This window comes from Hylemonella gracilis ATCC 19624 (genome assembly GCF_000211835.1).
GTDB lineage: Bacteria > Pseudomonadota > Gammaproteobacteria > Burkholderiales > Burkholderiaceae_C > Hylemonella > Hylemonella gracilis.
Genome location: NZ_AEGR01000014.1, coordinates 39993 through 60223, shown reverse-complemented (window position 1 = coordinate 60223; position 20231 = coordinate 39993). Strand labels below are relative to the sequence as shown.

At 65.1% G+C, this 20231-nt stretch carries 16 protein-coding genes and 1 tRNA gene; 14 read left to right on the top strand and 3 right to left on the bottom strand.

Annotated features, from left to right (window positions below; all coding sequences use genetic code 11):
* The first annotated feature begins 143 nt into the window (after positions 1 to 143).
* From murG to HGR_RS17475, 8 genes are all read left to right on the top strand, one after another.
* Entirely contained in the window at positions 144 to 1232 is a 1089-nt protein-coding gene (gene murG, locus HGR_RS01120; RefSeq protein ID WP_006296195.1) for an undecaprenyldiphospho-muramoylpentapeptide beta-N-acetylglucosaminyltransferase, read from the top strand.
* Positions 1229 to 2662: a UDP-N-acetylmuramate--L-alanine ligase gene (murC, locus tag HGR_RS01115; RefSeq protein WP_006296194.1), complete on the top strand. Its 1434-nt coding sequence runs from the start codon at positions 1229 to 1231 to the stop codon at positions 2660 to 2662. The genes murG and murC overlap by 4 nt, the downstream gene beginning before the upstream one ends.
* Positions 2659 to 3660, top strand: a complete 1002-nt coding sequence (locus HGR_RS01110; RefSeq protein WP_006296193.1) for a D-alanine--D-alanine ligase — start codon at positions 2659 to 2661, stop codon at positions 3658 to 3660. The genes murC and HGR_RS01110 overlap by 4 nt, the downstream gene beginning before the upstream one ends.
* Positions 3657 to 4565 carry a cell division protein FtsQ/DivIB gene (locus HGR_RS01105; protein WP_006296192.1) on the top strand — a complete coding sequence of 303 codons (909 nt, stop codon included), beginning with the start codon at positions 3657 to 3659 and terminating at the stop codon, positions 4563 to 4565. The genes HGR_RS01110 and HGR_RS01105 overlap by 4 nt, the downstream gene beginning before the upstream one ends.
* Positions 4566 to 4591: 26 nt before the next feature.
* Positions 4592 to 5839, top strand: a complete 1248-nt coding sequence (ftsA, locus tag HGR_RS01100) for a cell division protein FtsA (protein WP_006296191.1) — start codon at positions 4592 to 4594, stop codon at positions 5837 to 5839.
* A gap of 200 nt (positions 5840 to 6039) precedes the next feature.
* Positions 6040 to 7485 (top strand): cell division protein FtsZ, encoded by a 1446-nt coding sequence (ftsZ, locus tag HGR_RS01095; RefSeq protein ID WP_039851915.1) that lies wholly within the window; start codon positions 6040 to 6042, stop codon positions 7483 to 7485.
* A 236-nt stretch (positions 7486 to 7721) separates the two neighbouring features.
* On the top strand, positions 7722 to 8645 hold the full coding sequence (gene lpxC, locus HGR_RS01090; RefSeq protein ID WP_006296189.1) for a UDP-3-O-acyl-N-acetylglucosamine deacetylase: 924 nt from the start codon (positions 7722 to 7724) through the stop codon (positions 8643 to 8645).
* Between the two features lie 63 nt (positions 8646 to 8708).
* A complete protein-coding gene (locus HGR_RS17475; RefSeq protein ID WP_006296188.1) occupies positions 8709 to 8885 on the top strand; it encodes a hypothetical protein in 177 nt (58 codons plus the stop codon).
* Between the two features lie 58 nt (positions 8886 to 8943).
* Here HGR_RS17475 and coq7 read toward each other — a convergent pair whose 3' ends face one another.
* A complete protein-coding gene (coq7, locus tag HGR_RS01085) occupies positions 8944 to 9621 on the bottom strand; it encodes a 2-polyprenyl-3-methyl-6-methoxy-1,4-benzoquinone monooxygenase (RefSeq protein WP_138922349.1) in 678 nt (225 codons plus the stop codon).
* Between the two features lie 558 nt (positions 9622 to 10179).
* On the opposite strand from coq7, the gene HGR_RS01080 reads away from it, so the two are divergent.
* The gene (locus HGR_RS01080) at positions 10180 to 11334 is read left to right on the top strand and encodes a porin (RefSeq protein WP_006296186.1); all 1155 of its coding nucleotides are present in this window, start codon (positions 10180 to 10182) and stop codon (positions 11332 to 11334) included.
* A 299-nt stretch (positions 11335 to 11633) separates the two neighbouring features.
* On the opposite strand, the gene HGR_RS16665 is transcribed toward HGR_RS01080, so the two are convergent.
* On the bottom strand, positions 11634 to 12902 hold the full coding sequence (locus tag HGR_RS16665) for a porin (RefSeq protein WP_006296185.1): 1269 nt from the start codon (positions 12900 to 12902) through the stop codon (positions 11634 to 11636).
* Positions 12903 to 13225: 323 nt separating this feature from the next.
* On the opposite strand from HGR_RS16665, the gene HGR_RS01070 reads away from it, so the two are divergent.
* Positions 13226 to 13301 (top strand) — tRNA-Thr (locus HGR_RS01070).
* 94 nt (positions 13302 to 13395) lie between these two features.
* On the opposite strand, the gene HGR_RS16955 is transcribed toward HGR_RS01070, so the two are convergent.
* Positions 13396 to 13716 (bottom strand): hypothetical protein, encoded by a 321-nt coding sequence (locus HGR_RS16955; protein ID WP_081463404.1) that lies wholly within the window; start codon positions 13714 to 13716, stop codon positions 13396 to 13398.
* Positions 13717 to 13819: 103 nt separating this feature from the next.
* On the opposite strand from HGR_RS16955, the gene HGR_RS01065 reads away from it, so the two are divergent.
* The 4 genes from HGR_RS01065 (at position 13820) to HGR_RS01050 (ending at position 20216) form a co-directional block, all read left to right on the top strand.
* Positions 13820 to 14932 carry a M23 family metallopeptidase gene (locus HGR_RS01065; protein ID WP_006296184.1) on the top strand — a complete coding sequence of 371 codons (1113 nt, stop codon included), beginning with the start codon at positions 13820 to 13822 and terminating at the stop codon, positions 14930 to 14932.
* A gap of 174 nt (positions 14933 to 15106) precedes the next feature.
* On the top strand, positions 15107 to 17851 hold the full coding sequence (gene secA / locus HGR_RS01060) for a preprotein translocase subunit SecA (protein WP_006296183.1): 2745 nt from the start codon (positions 15107 to 15109) through the stop codon (positions 17849 to 17851).
* Between the two features lie 123 nt (positions 17852 to 17974).
* The gene (gene argJ, locus HGR_RS01055; RefSeq protein WP_006296182.1) at positions 17975 to 19219 is read left to right on the top strand and encodes a bifunctional glutamate N-acetyltransferase/amino-acid acetyltransferase ArgJ; all 1245 of its coding nucleotides are present in this window, start codon (positions 17975 to 17977) and stop codon (positions 19217 to 19219) included.
* Positions 19220 to 19334: 115 nt separating this feature from the next.
* A complete protein-coding gene (locus HGR_RS01050) occupies positions 19335 to 20216 on the top strand; it encodes an ATP-binding protein (RefSeq protein ID WP_006296181.1) in 882 nt (293 codons plus the stop codon).
* Positions 20217 to 20231 lie beyond the last annotated feature (15 nt).

Below are 20231 nucleotides of genomic sequence, written 5' to 3'. Positions count from 1 at the left end.
CAAAACGGACACCAGCGCGCCAGCGCTGCACGGCGCAGCCGTGGGCATGCACGGAGGCCGGGCATGAGTTGTCTGTTTCAACAAAACGGACACCAGCGCGCCAGCGCTGCACGGCGCAGCCGCGGGCATGCACGGAGGTGGGCATGAAGCGCCAGAAATGCGCCCTGATCATGGCCGGCGGCACGGGCGGGCACATCTTCCCTGGCCTGGCGGTCGCCGAGGCCTTGCGTGACCAGGGGTGGCGCGTGCACTGGCTGGGCCACCGTGAGCACATGGAGGGCACGCTGGTGCCGCCACGCGGCTTCGCTTTCGAGCACGTGGAGTTTGGCGGCGTGCGCGGCAAGGGCCTGCGCAGGCTGTTCCTGCTGCCTTTCCATCTGCTGCGTGCCTTCTGGCAAAGCATCGTCGTGATCCGCCGCGTGCGGCCCGACGTGATTGTGGGCCTGGGCGGCTACATCGCCTTCCCCGGCGGGATGATGGGCGTGCTGCTGGGCAAGCCCCTGGTGCTGCACGAACAGAACTCTGTCGCCGGTCTGGTCAACAAGGTGCTGTCGGGCGTGGCCGACCGGGTGTATTCGGCCTTCCCCTCCGACCGCCCAGGTGCGCTGCGCAAGGCGCAGTGGGTGGGCAATCCCTTGCGCGCGGAGTTCCTGAATCATCCCGCGCCCGCCACGCGTTTCGCGGGCCGCCAGGGGCCGTTGCGTGTGCTGGTGGTCGGCGGGAGTCTGGGCGCGCAGGCGCTCAATGACATCGTGCCCAAGGCCCTGGCGCACGTCCCGCGAGCCGAACGTCCGCGGGTCATCCATCAGAGCGGTGCGCGGCAGATCGACACCCTGCGCGCCAACTATGCATCCGCGGGCGTGGAGGCCGAGTTGACGCCCTTCATCGAAGACACGGCCAGCGCCTACGCGCAGGCCGACCTGATCGTTGCCCGGGCGGGCGCAAGCACGGTGACGGAGATCGCGGCCATTGGCGCTGCGGCGCTCTTCGTGCCTTTCCCGGCCGCGGTGGACGATCATCAAACCTCCAATGCACGCTTCCTGGTGGACGCGGGCGGTGGCTGGCTGATCCAGCAGAAGGATTTGACGACCGCGGGTCTGTCGCTGCTGCTGAAGAACGCGTCGCGCGAGGAGCTGCTGCGGCGGGCCGAGGCGGCTTACGCCTTGCGCAAGACCGATGCGACGCAGCGGGTCGTGGCGGCTTGCGAAGAATTGACGGGAGGCGCGGCATGAAGCACGCGATCAAGCAGATTCACTTCGTCGGCGTGGGCGGCGCCGGCATGTCCGGCATCGCCGAGGTGCTGCACAACCTGGGCTACACGATCTCGGGCTCGGACCTGTCCGACAGCGCCACGTTGCGGCGTCTGGCGGGCCTGGGCATTCGGACCTTCGTGGGGCACGCGGCCCAGCACGTCGCGGACGCGGACGCGGTGGTGACGTCCACCGCGGTGAAGGCCGACAACCCCGAGGTGCTTGCCGCCCGCGACAAGCACATTCCCATCGTGCCGCGCGCCGTGATGCTGGCGGAGCTGATGCGCCTCAAACGTGGCATCGCCATCGCGGGCACGCACGGCAAGACGACCACGACCAGCCTGGTCGCCAGCGTGCTGGCCGAGGCCGGGCTGGACCCGACCTTCGTGATCGGCGGGCGGCTCAACAGCGCGGGCGCGAACGCGCGCCTGGGGCAAGGCGAGTTCATCGTGGTGGAGGCGGACGAAAGCGATGCCTCCTTCCTGAACCTGCTGCCCGTGCTGTCGGTGGTGACCAACATCGACGCCGACCACATGGAGACTTATGGGCACGACTTTGGCCGGCTCAAGCAGGCCTTCGTTGATTTCCTGCACCGCATGCCGTTCTACGGCACGGCCATCCTCTGCACGGACGACCCGGCCGTGCGCGAGGTCGCGGACACGGTGAATTGCCCGATCACCAGCTACGGTTTTGGCGACAACGCCCAGGTGCGCGCGGTCAATGTGCGCGCGGTGGGCGGGCAGATGCATTTCACCGCCCAGCGGCGCAACGGCGTGGTGCTGCCCGACCTGGAGGTGGTGCTCAACCTCGCGGGTCGGCACAACGTGCTCAACGCCTTGTCGGCCATCGCCGTCGCGGCCGAGTTGGAAATCCCGGATGTGGCGCTGCTCAAGGCCCTGGCCGAGTTCAAGGGCGTGGGACGGCGCTTCCAGCGTTATGGCGAGATCCCCGCCAAGGGCGGCGGCACCTTCACCCTGATCGATGACTACGGTCATCACCCGGTGGAGATGGCCGCGACCTTGTCCGCGGCGCGTGGCGCTTTCCCTGGGCAGCGGCTGGTGCTGGCGTTCCAGCCGCACCGCTACACGCGCACGCGTGACTGCTTCGAGGATTTCGTCAAGGTCATCGGCGAGAGCGCCGACGCCGTGCTGCTGGCCGAGGTGTACGCGGCGGGCGAGAGCCCCATCGTCGCGGCCGACGGGCGCAGTCTGACCCGAGCCTTGCGCGTGGCGGCCAAGGTGGAGCCGGTGTTCGTGGACGACATCGCCGCCATGCCCCAGACCATTCTGGACTTGGCGCGCGCGGGTGACGTGGTGATGTGCATGGGCGCGGGGTCGATCGGCGGCGTGCCCGCGAAAGTGGTGGAACTGGGGGGCGCGTCTGTCCCCGGGCTTGTGGAGAAAGTGAAGTGAGCGTTCTGGGAAGTCAACTTGGCAAAGTCGCGGTGCTGATGGGCGGGGCGTCGGCCGAGCGCGAGGTCTCGCTGATGTCCGGCACGGGCGTGCTCAAGGCGCTGCAGTCGCGCGGCGTGGACGCGCACGCCTTCGACCCGGCGCAGCGCGAGCTGGGCGAACTCAAGCGGGACGGTTACGCGCGCTGCTTCATCGCCTTGCATGGCCGCTTCGGCGAGGACGGCACGGTGCAGGGTGCGCTCGAATTGCTGGGCATCCCCTACACCGGCAGCGGCGTGCTGGCCTCCAGCGTCGCGATGGACAAGGTGATGACCAAGCGCATCTGGTTGGCCGAGGGCCTGCCCACGCCACGCTGGAAGAACGTGACCAGCGTGGACGAAACCCGCGCCGCCTTGGCCGAGCTGGGTGCGCCCATGATCGTCAAGCCCGCGCGCGAAGGCTCGACCATCGGCTTGACCAAGGTCAACGATGCCACCCAATGCGCCCAGGCTTACCAGCTGGCGGCCCAGCACGACCCGCTGGTGCTGTGCGAACAATTCATCGCGGGCGACGAAGTGACCGTGCCCGTGATCGGCAGCGGTGCCGACGCGCGCGCGCTGCCCGCCATCCGCATCGTCGCGCCGGGCGGCAACTACGACTACGAACACAAGTACTTCAGCGACGGCACGCAATACATCATCCCCAGCGGCTTGCCCGAAGGCGAGGAGGCGCGCATCCAGGATTTGGTGCTGCGTTCCTTCCACGCGCTGGGTTGCCGCGGTTGGGCGCGGGCCGACGTGATGATCGACGCCAAGACGCGGACGCCGTACTTGCTGGAGATCAACACCTCGCCCGGCATGACGGGACACTCGCTGGTGCCCATGTCGGCCAAGGCAGCGGGCATCAGTTACGAGGACCTGTGCCTGCGTTTGCTGGCGACGGCCACGCTTGATCACGCGCCGCAGGCCCCGGCCTCGGGCACCGCCGCTGATCGCGCCGGACGGAGTGACGGCGCATGAGGAAAAAGACGACGGCCAGCCCCGCATCCACCGCTTCCGCGGCGGCGGGCCAGGCCGCGCCCGCGAGCGCCACTTTCGATGTGCGGCTGATGAATGGCTTGGCGCGCGCCCTGCTGGTGGTTTTCGTGTTGCTCGCCCTGACTTATTTCGCGCGCTGGGTGATGCAGCATCCGGTGTTTTCCATCAGCGGCTTGACCGTGCTGGGTGATGTGCGGCACAGCAATGCGCGGACGTTGCGCGCCCGTGTGATGCCCCACATCCAGGGCACCTTCCTGACGGTGGACCTGCCCGCTGTGCAGCGCGTGTTCGAGGCGCAGCCCTGGGTGCGGCGCGCGGTGGTGCAGCGCGAGTTTCCGAACCGCTTGCGCGTCATCCTTGAGGAACATCAACCCGCCGCCTACTGGGGCCAGGAGCAGGGCACCGACCAGGGCGCGGGGGCCCAGGCCCTGCTCAACCGTCAGGGTGAGGTGTTCGAGGCCAACCTGGACGAGGTGGAGACCGAGAACCTGCCGCGCCTGGACGGCCCGGTGGCACGCGCCACCGAGGTGCTGGCGATGCAGCGCGACATGGAGCCGCTGCTGGCCCCGCAAGGTTTGCGCACGGCCAGCCTGGTGCTCACGCCGCGCGGCAATTGGCAGCTCGGCGTGCGGCAAGTGGCCGCTGTCCCCGCGGGTGCACCGCGGGGAACGGGCAGCGTGGCCTTGATCGAGCTCGGAGGCGGCGAAGCCCCCGAGGTCAAGGCCCGCCTGCAACGATTTCTGGACACGGCGGCTCAGGTGGCGGCACACCACCGGCGCGATCTCACCGCGCTGGAAAGCGCCGATCTGCGTTACGCCCAGGGTTATGCGCTGCGCCTGCGGGGCGTGAGCACGGTCGCGGCCCTGGACAAGGCGCGGACAAAGTAAGGCACAAGCGAAGGACGCGCACCTCTATGGCAAAGGAATACAAGGATCTGGTCGTCGGCCTCGACATCGGCACCTCCAAGGTGATGGCGGTGGTGGCCGAGGTCATGCACGAGGGCCCGCATGCGGGCGAACTGCGGCTGGTGGGCTTGGGCATCGCGCCCTCAACGGGGCTCAAGCGCGGCGTGGTGGTGAACATCGACGCCACGGTGCACAGCATCCAGCAGGCGCTGCGCGAGGCTGAATTGATGGCCGATTGCAGGATCACCAGTGTTTACACCGGCATCACGGGCAGCCACATCCGCGGCATCAATTCCAGCGGCATGGTGGCCGTGAAGGACCGCGAGGTGAGCCAGGCCGACGTGGCGCGCGTGGTGGAGACGGCCAAGGCCATCAACATCCCGAACGATCAGCGCCTGCTGCTGGTGGAGCCGCAAGAATTCATCATCGACGGCCAGGACGTGCGCGAGCCGGTGGGCATGAGCGGCATCCGTCTCGAGGCCAAGGTGCACATCGTGACCGGCGCGGCCAGCGCGGCGGAGAACATCGTCAAGTGCGTGCGCCGCTGCGGGCTGGAGGTGGAGCAGCTGATGCTGAATCCGCTGGCTTCCAGCCTCTCGGTGCTGACCGAGGATGAAAAAGAGCTGGGCGTGGCCCTGGTGGACATCGGCGCGGGTGCGACCGACGTGGCCGTGTTCACGGGCGGCGCGATCCGCCACACCTCGGTGATCCCGATCGCGGGTGACCTGATCACCAGCGACATCGCCATGGCGCTGCGCACACCGACCAAGGACGCCGAGGACATCAAGGTGGAGAACGGCTGCGCCAAGCAACTGCTCGCCGATCCGGACGGCCAGCTCGAGGTGCCCGGCCTGGGCGACCGTGGCCCCCGCATGCTGGGCAAGCAGGCCCTGGCGGGTGTCATCGAGCCGCGCGTGGAGGAAATCTTCACCCTGGTGCAGCAGGTGCTGCGTGAGTCCGGCTGCGAGGAAGTGCTGTCCTCCGGCATCGTGCTCACGGGCGGGAGCGCCTTGATGCCCGGCATCATCGAGCTGGGCGAGGACATCTTTCTCAAGCCCGTGCGGCGCGGTGTGCCGAAGTTCAGCGGCAAGGGGGCCGAGCTGGTCGGCCAGCCTCGCGCCGCCACCGTGATGGGCATGTTGGAGGAGGCTCGGCTGGCCCGTTTGCGCGGTTACCGCGTGGGCACGGGCAATCCCCTGCATTCGGTCAAGAGCAAGGTCACGCGTCTGCGGGACTGGTTCATCAGCAATTTCTGAGGCAAGGCCCGAACGTGACGACGCTTTACCTTTACCGATGTGCCCGAGGCAGCCCGGGCCGAAGTCCGCGGCGTCGCTGGCGACGGGCGCGTGCCAGCGGATGAGGGCCGACGCATGAGAACAACAAGCCGAAAGGCAAGACGGAAATTCAATCAATCAAGGCAACTGACACGGATAGCAAGGAGCAAGCTATGAGCAGCATGAACATCGAAATCATCGACGAATCCGAATTCGACCGCGGCACGCAGATCAAGGTCATTGGCGTGGGCGGCGGCGGCGGCAACGCGGTCGAGCACATGATCGAGCGCGACGTGCAGGGCGTGGAATTCATCTGCGCCAACACGGACGCCCAGGCCCTGGGCCGCAGCAGCGCGGCGCGCAAGATTCAGCTGGGCCGCAGCGGGTTGGGCGCGGGCAGCAAACCCGAGAAGGGGCGCGAGGCGGCCGAGGCGGCGGAAGACCAAATCCGCGAGGCCGTCAACGGCGCGCACATGCTGTTCATCACCGCGGGCATGGGCGGCGGCACGGGCACGGGCGCGGCGCCGGTGATCGCGCGCATCGCGCGCGAGATGGGCATCTTGACCGTGGCCGTGGTGACCAAGCCCTTCGAATGGGAAGGCGGGCGCCGCATGATCAACGCCGACGCGGGCCTGGCCGAGCTGGAAGCCAATGTCGATTCGCTCATCGTCGTGCTCAACGAGAAGCTGCTCGAAGTGCTGGGCGATGAAATCACCCAGGCCCAAGCCTTCTCCTACGCCAACGACGTGCTCAAGAACGCAGTGGGCGGTATTGCCGAGATCATCACCACGCCCGGCGAACTGAACGTGGACTTCAACGACGTGCGCTCCGTCATGGGCGAGCCGGGCAAGGCCATGATGGGCACGGCCCGCGCCAGCGGCCCGGACCGTGCGCGCATCGCCGCCGAGCAGGCTGTGGCCAGCCCGCTGCTGGAAGGCATTGACCTGTCGGGCGCGCGCGGCGTGCTGGTGTTGATCACGGCGTCCAAGGAGAACTTCAAGCTGGCCGAGACCAAGCTGGCCATGAACACCATCCGCGCCTACGCGGCCCCCGAGGCCATGGTGATCTTCGGCACGGCGTACGACGACACCCTGGGCGAAGACCTGCGCGTGACCGTCGTGGCCACCGGCTTGTCCATCCGCCAGGGTGGGCGCCGCACGGCGCCTCCCTTGCAGGTGCTGCGCACCGGCACGCACGATGCCGTCGGTGCGCCCATGCAGGTCCCGACGCTGAACAACCCGATCAACGCGGCGCCTGTGTCCGCGCCGCCGACGCTGACCCAGCCCCTGGGCCAGCCGATGTCCCAACCCGCGGCCCAGCCATTTGCGCCGTCCCAGCCCTACAACGCGCCCCTGAGCCAGCCGAGTGCCGCGTCCCTGGCGGCCTCGTCCAGTGCCGCGCGCGCCGCCGCCCAGGCCCGGGTGGCCGAGCGTGCCGCCGCCGCGCAGGGCAATCTGCCCGGCATGACGCCGCCCGCAGCGCCGCAGGCCGACTACAACCAGATGGCTTCACCCGCCGTCTGGCGCACCCGCGACCGTACCCAGGCCGCGGCCAAGGTCGACGCGCTGTCGGCGGGGGGGATGGAAGACCTGGAGATCCCCGCGTTCCTGCGCAAGCAAGCGGATTGACGGATGTAAAGCGACTGCGCGGGCCGATCTTGCAGCTGCAGTGCTCGCCGTACAAGAAGTACGGCTGCGCGCTTCGCCGCAACCTCGACCCGCTCGCTACGCTTTCCATTCCGTCAATCGCGAGATGTGTTCAGAGGCGGGATCGTTTGTCATCACAAGCAAACTATTGCCGCGATAGTCAAGGTTTCTGCCGTTGAACAGGGCCCGTGAGGGCCTACTTACTTAAAATAGCGGCCATGTTGCAACAACGTACCCTCAAATCCCTGACCCGCGCGGTGGGCGTGGGCTTGCATGGCGGGCAGCGCGTGGAAATCACGCTGCGTCCGGCGCAGCCGGACACGGGCATCGTGTTCCGTCGCGTGGACTTGCCCGAGCCGGTGGACATTCCGGTGGGCACGCTGGCCGTCAGCGACACCCGCATGGCCTCCACCCTGAGCCATGGGGGGGCGCGGGTGAACACGGTGGAACACCTGATGTCGGCCTGCGCCGGCCTGGGCATCGACAACCTCTACATCGACATCACGGCCGAGGAAGTGCCCATTCTGGACGGTTCCTCCGCCAGCTTCGTCTTTTTGCTGCAAAGCGCGGGCATCGAGTTGCAGAACGCGCCCAAGCGGTTCGTGCGCGTCAAGCGGCCGATCGAGGTGCGTGAGGGCGAGGGGCAGAACGTCAAATGGGCGCGCCTGGACCCCTTCCACGGCTACAAGCTCAGCTTCGAGATTGACTTTCATCATCCCGCGGTCGACTCCACCGGCCAGCGCGTCGAGTTTGATTTGAGCGTGCACAACTACTCGCGTGACATCGCCCGCGCGCGCACCTTCGGCTTCACCAAGGACGTGGAGATGATGCGCGCCAACGGTCTGGCCCTGGGTGGCGGCATGGACAACGCCATCGTCATGGACGACTACAAGGTGCTCAACGCCGGAGGCCTGCGCTACGACGACGAGTTCGTGAAGCACAAGATCCTTGATGCCATGGGTGACCTCTACATCCTGGGTAAGCCCTTGCTGGCCAGCTATTCCGCCTTCCGTTCGGGCCATGCCATGAACAACAAGCTGTTGCGGGAGCTGCTGGCGCAAGAAGACGCCTGGGAGGTCGTGACTTTCGAGAACGAAAAGCTCGCGCCCAAGGGTTACGCGCAACTGGCGCGCGCCTGGTAAATCCCTCGCCGCGTCCGTCTGAGCAGTTTTTTTCCACAACAACAACTAGCGAGTCTTTTACCGATGCTGCTGTTTCGCTGGGCCATGCTCTTGCTGCTGATGGGCGCGGCCGTCTGCTTTGCCTTTTACGCGGGCACCGGTCAGTCCCGCTACCGCCGTTGGGGCCTGCTCACGCTCAAGTGGACCATCATCGCCGCGTTGCTGTTTTTCGCGGTCTTGATCGTTTCCCGCATCGCCTGAGATCGCAGCGACCCCGGCTGGCGGCGCCTGTGGGGCCATTCCCCGCCTCGCTGATAAATCAGAGGTGATGCGCGGTGGTCGTCATCACCTTGGCGGCCATCCGCATCAGGCCCTTGACGGGGCCAGGCAACTCGGCGGCGCCCGCGTCCAGCGCTTCTGATGCGTGACCGGCCTCGTCCTTGCTCATCTGGGCCACGATCGCGCGCGAGGCCGCGTCGCCGGCCGGCAGGCGTTCAAGGTGGCTGTCCAAGTGCGCTTCCACTTGGCGCTCCGTTTCCACCACGAATCCCAGGCTGATGGCATTGCCCATGCGGCCCGCCACCAGCCCAATGCCGAAGGCCCCGGCATACCACAGCGGATTCAACAGGGAGGGGCGTGAGCCCAGTTCGTCCAGACGCTGGCGGGTCCAGGCCAAGTGATCGGTTTCTTCGTTGCAGGCACGCATGAAGTGCCGACGCAGCACGGGGTCTGGCGTGGCCAAGGCTTGCGCTGTGTACAGGGCCTGGGCACAGACTTCACCCACGTGGTTCACACGCATCAAGGAGGCCGACAAACGCTGGTCTTGCGCGCTCAGTTCCTGAGCCTGTGCGGAGCCCGGTGCAGAGGGCGTAGTGCGAGGTATGGGGCGAGGTGTGGGGCGGGCCGCGCGAGGCGGCGCGAACAGGGTGCGCAGCGCCGTGTCGGCGGCGGTGAGCAGGGCGTCGGAGAAAGACTCGGGCATCGGGCTTGAACGCATGGGGGGATTGTGCCTCGGCGCGTCAGCTCGGGGCATCCTGCAAGCTGATCCAGATCAAACGGGGCGACGTTGTGGCGACGTTGGGGGTGAAGGTGGCATGCAACCTGCCATCTCAGACAGAGATCTCACACAGCTGGCGTTGGCGCGAAGGTGCGACAGAACCCAGGCCCTCTTTTGCAATCAACGCACTGGTGACTGGGACAGCGACGCTGACTGGCCGGTCACTGACTTTGGTCAAGACAGGCGGCACGACACGCCGTGTGTAACGAGGGGAAAGTGTTGAGCCACCAACTTGGCGATATGGTTATCACCCCTGGAAATTTGGCCCTCGGCATTTGTTGCCTCAGAACCACATCGCGTATGACAAAGCGGTGACTTCAGGGTTTTCACGTTGTCTTGGGTGGGGGCTTCTGGTGGAATAGCGCCCAACTTCCTTGCTTGAGGAGGTGAACCAGGGGTCCAACCCAGTCTCGCACGGCTTCACGGCCTGCTGCTGTATCGGCCTCTTGAAGAACCCAGTCTTGGGACCTCTTGTTTAACCTTTGGAGAACTTTCCACATGAAAAAGACCCTGATTGCCGTGGCGGCCCTGACGGCTGCTGTTGGCGCGATGGCTGACCTGAAGATCACTGGCGAAGTCGATACCACCGTGCGTCTGACCGACACCGGCGCGAACTCCACGACCACCGTCGGCCGTGATGGCCGTGGCACCACCAACGTCACGTTCCAGGGCAGCGAAGACTTGGGCGACGGCTTGAAGGCCATCTTCCTGTACGAGCATGACTTCTCGCCTTTTGAATCGAATGGCGTTTTCCTGGGCGGCGAGAAGTTCGCGGGTCTGCAAGGTGGCTTCGGTACCCTGCGTCTGGGCACGCCCAACGCTGTGGTCCACAACGTCAACGGCGCTGTCCGTTACGGCATGTTCGGCACCAAGGATGGCGGCCGCGCTACGGCGGGCGGCACCACCGCTGGCGGCACCAACGTTATTGGCAACGACAACACCACCGGTTCCACCTCCAACACCAACAGTAATACCGTGAAGACCGTCAGTCTGTTCGGTATTGCCGAAACCCGTTACAACAGCTCCATCCGTTATGACTCGCCCAGCCTGAGCGGCCTCGTCGTGTCTCTGAACTACGTGCCTGCCTCGGAGAAGACGGGCAATGGCAAGGACGGGCAAGCGACGAGCTCCCTGATTGACGCCGGCGCGATCTTCAAGACCGGTGGCCTGACCGTCGCCGCAGCCTTCAACAGCCGCAGCGAAGATGAGAGCAGCGCTTTCCATGCTGCTGCTGCTCCTACCGCTGCTCAAACAATCGCCGGCGCCAAGCGTGACTACATCACTGCCGGTGTGGCGTACGACTTTGGCTTTGCCACCATCGGCGGCGGCTACCATCAACTGTCGTACGACGGCGACACGTTGAACACGGGCTACAACGTGCAAGCCACGGTTCCGCTGTCTGAAGCGCTGAAGCTGGGTCTGCAATACCAAACTCTGACGTATGACGACAAGTTCGAAACGTACGCCAAGACGCTGGGCGGCGACGAAAAGCAGTTTGCCATTGGCCTGGACTACTCGCTGAGCAAGAACACGGCCGTTTACGCCCGTTACATCTCCACGTCGCTCGACGAGAAGATCAAGGTCGTGTCCTCGGATGTCAAGGCGAACGACTCCGTCACGACCACCTTGTTCGGTCTGAGCGTCAAGTTCTGATCGTCGGCTGACGCAAGTCAGCTCAAGGTCTGAACGTCAAACCCCTGCACTGGCCGTGAGGCCATGGCAGGGGTTTTTTGTTGGGCGTCCTCACAAGACGGCCGAGCATCAGGCTACCCGTGTGCGGCGTTGTGTCACGTGGATGGCATACGTCTTAATCCATCGTCGCACCGCAGATCCCTTTCGGCCTCCCTGCTTGGCCGTGTTACCCGAACAGAAAACCCCCTGCCGCGTTCCCGCGGCAGGGGGTGAAGCTTCAGTTCGCAAGCGGGGCTCGGCCCGCGAGCGATCAAGGAGGATCAGAAGTTGGTCACAAAACCGATGGCGCTGGACGTGTCGTCCTGCTTGCCCATCGTGGTGAGGTAGCCGGTGCCGCTGGGCTTCTTCTCGTCAAACGAGTTCACCACACCGGTCTTGACGTAAACGTAGGTGTTCTTGAACAGATCGTAGTAAGCACCCAGCACAAAATCGGTACCTTTCTGCTCGACAGAGTTGTTCAATTCGGCCTTGCGCTGGTTCACGCCCACCTGCGCAGCCAAGCGCATCGCTCCCATCGTGTACTGGGCGCCGAAGTTGACTTCGGATCCGGAAAACTCAAGGTCCCCGAACGCTGCAGTTTGCAGATTATTCTTGTCGTAGGTCGAGTCGTAGGTGATCACGTTGCCCGCCAGCTTGATGGGCCCCATCACTGTACTGGCAGCCAGGGTCGCGCCGGTGATGGTTTGGGTTTTATGGCCTGCAATGATCGGGGAGCCTGGGTACAGGCCAGAGGCCGGAAGCGCCGACAAGGTCACCGCGCCGCCCGCCGACGCCCCGCCCTGGAACTTGACTTGACCCACGCCCGCGGCGAGATAGGTCGAAAGCGGGCTGCCGTAGGTGACGGTGAGGGTTCCGCCCTTGCTTGTGCGTGTCGTCTTGCCGGCAGTGGTCGTGGCGGCACCCGTGGTGGTGTTGAGTGAGATGCTGTCCTCCTTCGAGTTGTCGTCCATCCAGAGGCTCGCATTGACCACCATGCCGCCGAAAAGAACCGGCGTTTTGTAGAAAATCTGGTTCGGCAGAGTTGTCCCGACGCCTGCCCCGGGTGAGTTCACCGTGGAGATGCGCGACAGACCGTTGAGGTCAGTGGCGGCGGCCAGCGTGAACAGCGGGGTGTAGTCGCGGCCGAAACCGATGGAACCGTAACCAGTCGTCAGATCGATACGGGAGGCGCGGTTGAAGAGCCCGCCGGTGGTGTCGCCGGGGTAGCTGTTGTAAGGGGTCAGACCGGTCGTGCCAGCGCCGCTGACACCCGTGTTGCCGTTGGCGGTGTAAACGTCGGATTCCAGTTTGAAGCTCATCGTCATGCCGTCGCCCAGATCCTCGCTGCCTTGGATATTGAACATGCTGGACGCAGCGTTGTGCGACACGACGCCGGAGTCGGTGTACTTGCCGTCGCCACGGGTGTAGGTGGTGTCGGCATAGCCGGCGTCCAGCCGGCCACGCAGGGAAACGTCAAACGCCATTGCGCCGGTGGTGGCGGCCAGGGCGGCGGCTGCTATCAGAGTTTTTTTCACGATGAATGTCTCCACAAGTTAGTCATTGGTAGGAATCCATAGTCACTTCCTCATGCAAGGAAGCCCGATGCATTCCACCAGATGTCTCTTTGCAATCAGTCGCGTAAAAACCCTGAAGTTATGGTTTTCCTTCGTTAATTGTGGCTAACCTGGAACAACGGCCAGCGTTTGGGTCTTGTTGCTCATATCAGATTAGGCGCTGAGGCGGAGTGCCCAACGCGACAATATGGGCTATCGTCTTCACGGATTGAACGACGGTGACCGGTCCGCGCGTTCTTGGGAGCGGCAGAGGGGCGTGCCAGCGTACCCAGCAGATATGGAACTAGAATGCGGGCCGTGCCGCCTTAGCTCAGTTGGTAGAGCAACCGCCTTGTAAGCGGTAGGTCGTCAGTTCGAATCCGACAGGCGGCACCACGCAGACTGGCGCAAGCTGCTGCCACTCAATATGTGAAGCCCGCACACTGTTTGCCAGCGTGACGGGTTTTTTGCTTTGCGGTTGTGCGTTTGGTCAATCGGCTGATGACTGCACCTTGATCCGGATGCTGTCCACTGCCAGTCCCCGAATGCGCAGTTGTGCCTCGAATGCGGGTATCAACTGTCGAATTTTCGCGGCGGCTGCATTATTTTTAACAATCAGACACCAATTGCGCCCCTCGATGGGGCCTGCCTGCACCGCAAAATGTAACACCGCTGGTAATATCGGTCGAATGGCAAGTAGCCGGGCTTGTGATTCCCGGCTCAGTTCGCTCAAGCGTGCCAATACCGGCGATGCTTGGGCAGCCTCTTGCAGGCTCAGAGGCGGGTGATGGCGCGACGGATGGGCGTTCATGCAAAGCGGCGTTTGCCGATAATCAAGGGCGTGATGCCGGCGTTTCGCCGCCGGACAGCGAGGCCTGGCGCTTCGAACTGGCCTGCAACGGAAAGGGAAGACGATGCATGTGATTATCACGGACCCCTCCTGGGTGTCCAAGCGGCCCTCCATCCATTTGAGTGGCACGCAGTTGCTGCTCGCGGGTGTGACGGCGATGCTCGTGCTGCTCATGGCCGCTGCGGGCCTGTACCACTGGGTGTTCTTGAAAGGCGCCCGCGAGAATTGGCCGGTGATCGGCTCCTTGGTCCGCTGGATGGTGCAGGACGAGATGGCCCTGCGCGAGCGGTTCATGCGTGACAACCTCGATGCCATGGCACGTCGCATTGGCGAGATGCAAGCCAAGCTGCTACAGCTTGAATCCCTGAGCGAGCGCGTGGCCGGCATGGCCGGCATTGACCCTGCTCAGGTGCGCGCCAAGCCGGGTCAGGGCGGCGCTTTGGTCGAGGGCTTGGATAGCCGCCCCTTGTCCATGCAAGAACTGCAAAAAATCATGTCCGATCTGGAGCGTGCCACGCGCCGTCGCACGGACATGATGGCCGTGGCCGAGTCTCGCCTGTTCGAGCAGAAGGTGCGCACCATGATGATCCCGACTTCACATCCCGTGGAGTTTGGCTTTGGCTCCGGGTTTGGCTGGCGCATTGACCCGTTCACGGGTAGAGCGGCCCTGCACACGGGCATCGATTACCAGACCCCGCTGGGCACGCCCGTGCTCGCGGCGGCTGGCGGCGTGGTCGTCACTTCCGAGCTGCGGCCTGACTACGGCAATCTGGTTGAGATCGACCATGGCAAGGACATGATCACCCGGTATGCCCACAACTCCAAGTTGCTGGTCAAGAAGGGTGACCTCGTCAAGCGTGGACAGCATGTGGCCTTGTCCGGCAACACGGGCCGCTCGACGGGCCCCCACATGCACTTCGAGGTGCTGGTGCGTGGCGTGCCGCAGGACCCCAACAAATTCATGAACGCCAGCCGCAGCCGGTTGGACCAGCAGTTGCGTTTCGCGGCGACCATCCAGCCGAGCGACTTGCCGCCCAAGCCTGGGCGCGTCGTTGAAACGGGCACGGACGCCGCGCCTCTGGAATCCGCCCATCTCGACGCCGCTCACGCCGCGGTCGCAGCGGCCCAGGCCCCGGTCGCGGGCAAAGCGCCGGTCCCGCTGGTGGCTCCGCGCTGACCCCTCGGCTCTAAGAGGTGTTCTACCCGACGGGTAGAATGCGCCGTTCAGCCGCGCCCGTCGGCCTAGCACGCGGGCGGCGAGCTTTCACACTCAATCTATCGGTCACCGGATAAGAGTCCCGGGCCCGTCCCGCCCAAGCGGCGCGGAGGCTGGCCGGGACGCGTCGCGTTCATGGGCATCAACATCCTCACCAAAATCTTTGGCAGCCGCAACGAGCGCCTGCTCAAGCAGTACCGCGCCGTGGTCACGCGCATCAATGCGCTGGAACCGGCCCTGACCCAACTGGACGACGCGGCCCTGCAGTCCAAGACGTCCGAATTCCGCCAGCGAGTCGCTCAAGGCGAGAGCCTCGACAAGCTGTTGCCCGAAGCCTTCGCCGTGGTGCGTGAGGCTTCGCGGCGTGTGATGAAGATGCGTCACTTCGATGTGCAGCTGATCGGCGGCATGGCGCTGCACCAGGGCAAGGTGGCCGAGATGCGCACGGGCGAGGGCAAGACCTTGACCGCCACGTTGGCGGTGTACCTGAACGCCCTGGCCGGTCAGGGCGTGCACGTGGTGACGGTGAACGATTACCTCGCCAGCCGAGACGCGCGCTGGATGGAGAGGCTCTACAACTTCCTGGGCCTGACGGTGGGCATTAACCTGCCGCAGATGCCGCGGGAGCAGAAGCAGGCCGCCTACGCCGCCGACATCACCTACGGCACCAACAACGAATACGGCTTCGACTACCTGCGTGACAACATGGTCTACGAGGCGGCGGACCGCGTGCAGCGCGGCCTGCACTACGCCATCGTGGACGAGGTGGATTCCATCCTGATCGATGAAGCACGCACGCCGCTCATCATCAGTGGACAGGCCGAGGACCACACGGCCCTCTACCTGGCCATCAACAAGCTCGCCCCGCAACTCACCCGCCAGGAGGGTGAGGCCGATCCGCGCACGGGCGAGGGTGTCATCAAGCCCGGCGACTTCACGGTGGACGAGAAGAGCCACCAAGTCTTCTTGACCGAGTCTGGTCACGAGAAGGCCGAGGCCTTGCTGGCCCAGGCGGGCCTGCTGCCAGAGGGTGCGAGCCTGTACGACCCGGCCCACATCTCGCTGATGCACCACTTGAACGCGGGCCTGCGCGCGCGGCACCTCTATCACCGCGACCAGCATTACGTCGTGCAGGAGGGACAGGTTGTCATCGTTGACGAATTCACGGGCCGCCTGATGACGGGCCGGCGCTGGAGTGATGGTCTGCACCAGGCCGTCGAAGCCAAGGAAGGCGTGAAGATCCAGGCCGAGAACCAGACCCTGGCCAGCATCACCTTCCAGAACTATTTCCGTCTGTACGGCAAGCTGGGCGGCATGACCGGCACGGCCGACACCGAGGCCTACGAGTTCCAGGAAATTTACGGCCTGGAGACGGTGGTGATTCCGCCGCACCGGCCCAGCCGGCGCCAGGATCAGCTCGACCGTGTCTACAAAAGCACGCAAGAGAAGTACCAAGCCGCCATCGCCGACATCCGCGAATGCTATGAGCGCGGTCAGCCTGTGCTGGTGGGCACGACCTCGATCGAGAACTCCGAGATCATCGACAAGTTGCTGGACGCCGCCAAGCTGCCGCACCAGGTGCTCAACGCCAAGCAGCATGCGCGCGAAGCGGACATCATCGCCCAGGCGGGACGTCTGAAAGCCATCACCATCGCCACCAACATGGCGGGCCGTGGCACGGACATCGTGCTGGGCGGCAATGTCGAAAAAACGGTGGAGGCCGTGGAAGCCGATCCGGCGCTGGACGCGGCGGCGAAGCAGAAGAAGATCGAGGCGCTGCGCGCGCAGTGGTCTGAAGAGCACGAAAAAGTGGTGGCCTTTGGCGGCCTGCGCATCATTGCCACCGAGCGGCATGAAAGTCGGCGCATCGACAACCAGCTGCGCGGCCGCTCGGGCCGTCAGGGTGACCCGGGCTCGTCGCGCTTCTACCTGAGCCTGGACGACGCGCTGATGCGCATCTTCGCGGGCGACCGCGTGCGCGCCATCATGGAGCGCCTCAAGATGCCCGAGGGCGAGGCCATCGAGGCGGGGATCGTCACGCGCAGCATCGAAAGCGCGCAACGCAAGGTCGAGGCACGCAACTTCGACATCCGCAAGCAGTTGCTCGAATACGACGACGTGGCGAACGATCAGCGCAAGGTGATTTACCAGCAGCGCAACGCCATCATCGACGCGCCCGACCTCTCGGCCCAGATCGCCGGCCTGCGCGAAGGTTGCTTCACCGACCTCGTGCACCAGTACGTGCCCGAGGGATCGGTGGAGGAGCAGTGGGACTTGCCCGGCCTGGAAAAGGCGTTGCATGACGAATGGCAGCTGAACTTGCCCTTGCGCCAGACCGTGGAGCAGGCCGACGCCATCAGCGACGAGGACATCCTGGAGCAGGTGCTCGCCGCCGCCCACGCCTCCTACAAGTCCAAGGTGGACCTGGTCGGCACCGAGCAGTTCACGCAGTTCGAACGCATGGTGCTGTTGCAGAGCATCGATACCCACTGGCGCGAGCACCTGAGCGCGCTGGACTACTTGCGCCAGGGCATTCACCTGCGCGGTTACGCGCAGAAGCAGCCCAAGCAGGAATACAAGCGCGAGGCCTTCGAGCTTTTCGGCCTCCTGCTCGACGCCATCAAGAACGACGTGACCCGCATGCTGATGACGGTGCGCGTGCAGTCCAGCGAGCAGATCGGCCAGGCGGCCGAGGCGCTGGAGCAGCAGGGCGAACACCTGAGCAATGTGCGTTACACCGCGCCCACGGAAACCGGCGAGGCCGAGACCCGGCTGGATGCCGCCACCGCGGTGGCCGCCGTGCCCAAGGTGGGTCGCAACGACCCCTGCCCCTGTGGTAGCGGCAAGAAGTACAAGCATTGCCACGGGAGATTGAGCTAACCCCCAGGCTGCGCTCCCTTCGTTTGCTCCGCCACCCCCCTTTCAGGGGGCGACGCCAGTGGCCCGGCAAAGCCGGTTCCACGGCGTCCTGCGCAAAGACTCCCCGACTCAGAAAGTTCTGCTATGCCCGTTAACTTGACCGCGCCGAATCCGGTGGATCTGTTGCCCATCGCGGGCGTGCGCATCGGCGTGGCCGAAGCCGGTGTTCGCAAGGCGAATCGCAAGGATCTGACGGTCTTTCTGCTGGACGAGGGCGCGACGGTGGCTGGCGTGTTCACGCAGAACCGTTTCTGCGCCGCGCCGGTGCAGATCTGCCGCGAGCATCTGGCCCAGGTCAACAACCGCGTTCGTGCCTTGGTGATCAACACGGGCAACGCGAACGCCGGTACCGGTGCCGACGGTCTGCGCCGCGCGCGCGAAACCTGCGATGCGCTGGCCAAACATTTGAACGTTGCACGCGAGCAGGTCTTGCCGTTCTCGACCGGCGTCATCATGGAGCCGCTGCCGGTCGAACGCATTGTTGCGGGCCTGCCTGCCGCACTGGCCGATGCCAAGGGCGAAGCCTCGGGCGCGCAATGGCTGCGTGCCGCCGAGGGCATCATGACCACGGACACCTTGCCCAAGGCCGTCAGCGCGCGTGCCGACATCGGCGGTGCGACCATCAGCATCACGGGCATCAGCAAGGGCGCGGGCATGATCCGTCCCAACATGGCGACCATGCTGGGCTACCTCGCCACCGATGCGAAAGTCAGCCCCGCCGTGGCCCGCCAACTCGCGTTCGAACTCGCCGAGGGTTCCTTCAACCGCGTGACGGTGGACGGCGACACCTCGACCAACGACTCTTTCATCCTCATCGCCAGCAACCAGGCCGGGCACGCGGAAATCACCTCGTTGGACAGCGCCGAGGGCCGCGCGCTCAAGAGCGCGCTGCTGGCCGTGGCACGCCAATTGGCCCAAGCCCTGGTGCGCGACGGTGAAGGGGCGACCAAGTTCATCACCGTGCGGGTGGAGGGCGGCCGGACCGCCGAGGAATGCCGCCTGGCCGCCTACGCGATCGCGCATTCGCCTCTGGTGAAGACCGCGTTTTATGCCAGCGACCCCAACCTGGGCCGCATCCTGGCCGCCGTGGGTTATGCCGGCATCACCGACCTGGATCAAGGCGGCATCGACCTCTACCTCGATGACGTGCACGTGGCCGTGAAGGGCGGACGTCACCCGGACTACCGCGAAGAGGATGGTCAGCGCGTGATGAAGCAAAGCGAGATCACCGTGCGCGTGGTGCTGGGGCGTGGACAGGCCGCCGACACCGTCTGGACCTGTGACTTCAGCCACGATTACGTGTCCATCAACGCCGACTATCGGAGTTGAACATCCCCGGGCTGCGCGTCCTGCGTGTCGGTCGCCAAGCCACCCCGCTCGCAGGGGGCGCACCCAGCCGCCCGGCAAAGCCGGTTCTGCGGGTGCCCGCGAATAAACTCTCACCATGAACGAACAATTCCTACGTCTGCTGGAACGCGCGGAGCAGGTGCTGGCCCGTGTGGAAGCCATCTTGCCCTTGCCCGCGGGCGCCTTCGCCCAGCCGGACTGGGCCGCGTCCATCGCCTTCCGTTACCGCAAGCGCAGTTCGGGCCAGGGGCTCATCGAGCCGGTGCGCCACGTCGGGCGCATGCAACTGGATGACCTGAAGGAAATCGAACCGCAGAAGGACAAGATCCTGCGTAACACCGAGCAGTTCGTGCGCGGCCTGCCCGCGAACAATGTGCTGCTGACGGGCGCGCGCGGCACGGGCAAGTCCTCGCTGATCCGCGCCTGCTTGCACGCCTATGCCGACCAAGGTCTGCGCCTGATCGAGGTCGACAAGAGCGATTTGGTGGACTTGCCCGACATCGTCGAGGTGATCGCCCAGCGGCCCGAGAAGTTCATCATCTTCTGTGACGACCTGAGCTTCGAAGATGGCGAAGGCGGCTACAAGGCGCTCAAGTCCATTTTGGACGGCTCGGTCGCCGCCGCCACGCCGAACGTGGTGATCTACGTGACCAGCAACCGCCGTCACCTGCTGCCCGAGCACATGAAGGACAACTTGACTTACACCACCAGCGAGGATGGCGAGATCCATCCGGGCGAGGTGGTGGAGGAAAAGATTTCCCTGTCCGAGCGTTTCGGCTTGTGGGTGAGTTTCTACCCCTTCAGCCAGGACGAGTACCTGAGCATCGCCGCGCAGTGGTTGCGCTCCTTCGGAGTCAGCGAGGCCGCCATCACCCAGGCGCAGCCCGAGGCCCTGGTGTGGGCGCTGGAGCGCGGTTCGCGCAGTGGGCGCGTGGCCTACCAATTCGCGCGTGATTACGCTGGGCGGCACGGCGCATGACGACGGGCCGCGCCT

What these genes read in the sequence shown, in the direction of transcription:
- murG (WP_006296195.1), top strand. Translation starts at nt 144, where the DNA reads ATGAAGCGCCAGAAATGCGCCCTGATCATGGCCGGCGGCACGGGCGGG.
- murC (WP_006296194.1), top strand. Translation starts at nt 1,229, where the DNA reads ATGAAGCACGCGATCAAGCAGATTCACTTCGTCGGCGTGGGCGGCGCC.
- HGR_RS01105 (WP_006296192.1), top strand. Translation starts at nt 3,657, where the DNA reads ATGAGGAAAAAGACGACGGCCAGCCCCGCATCCACCGCTTCCGCGGCG.
- ftsA (WP_006296191.1), top strand. Translation starts at nt 4,592, where the DNA reads ATGGCAAAGGAATACAAGGATCTGGTCGTCGGCCTCGACATCGGCACC.
- ftsZ (WP_039851915.1), top strand. Translation starts at nt 6,040, where the DNA reads ATGAACATCGAAATCATCGACGAATCCGAATTCGACCGCGGCACGCAG.
- lpxC (WP_006296189.1), top strand. Translation starts at nt 7,722, where the DNA reads ATGTTGCAACAACGTACCCTCAAATCCCTGACCCGCGCGGTGGGCGTG.
- HGR_RS17475 (WP_006296188.1), top strand. Translation starts at nt 8,709, where the DNA reads ATGCTGCTGTTTCGCTGGGCCATGCTCTTGCTGCTGATGGGCGCGGCC.
- coq7 (WP_138922349.1), bottom strand. Translation starts at nt 9,621, where the DNA reads ATGCGTTCAAGCCCGATGCCCGAGTCTTTCTCCGACGCCCTGCTCACC.
- HGR_RS01080 (WP_006296186.1), top strand. Translation starts at nt 10,180, where the DNA reads ATGAAAAAGACCCTGATTGCCGTGGCGGCCCTGACGGCTGCTGTTGGC.
- HGR_RS16955 (WP_081463404.1), bottom strand. Translation starts at nt 13,716, where the DNA reads ATGAACGCCCATCCGTCGCGCCATCACCCGCCTCTGAGCCTGCAAGAG.
- HGR_RS01065 (WP_006296184.1), top strand. Translation starts at nt 13,820, where the DNA reads ATGCATGTGATTATCACGGACCCCTCCTGGGTGTCCAAGCGGCCCTCC.
- secA (WP_006296183.1), top strand. Translation starts at nt 15,107, where the DNA reads ATGGGCATCAACATCCTCACCAAAATCTTTGGCAGCCGCAACGAGCGC.
- argJ (WP_006296182.1), top strand. Translation starts at nt 17,975, where the DNA reads ATGCCCGTTAACTTGACCGCGCCGAATCCGGTGGATCTGTTGCCCATC.
- HGR_RS01050 (WP_006296181.1), top strand. Translation starts at nt 19,335, where the DNA reads ATGAACGAACAATTCCTACGTCTGCTGGAACGCGCGGAGCAGGTGCTG.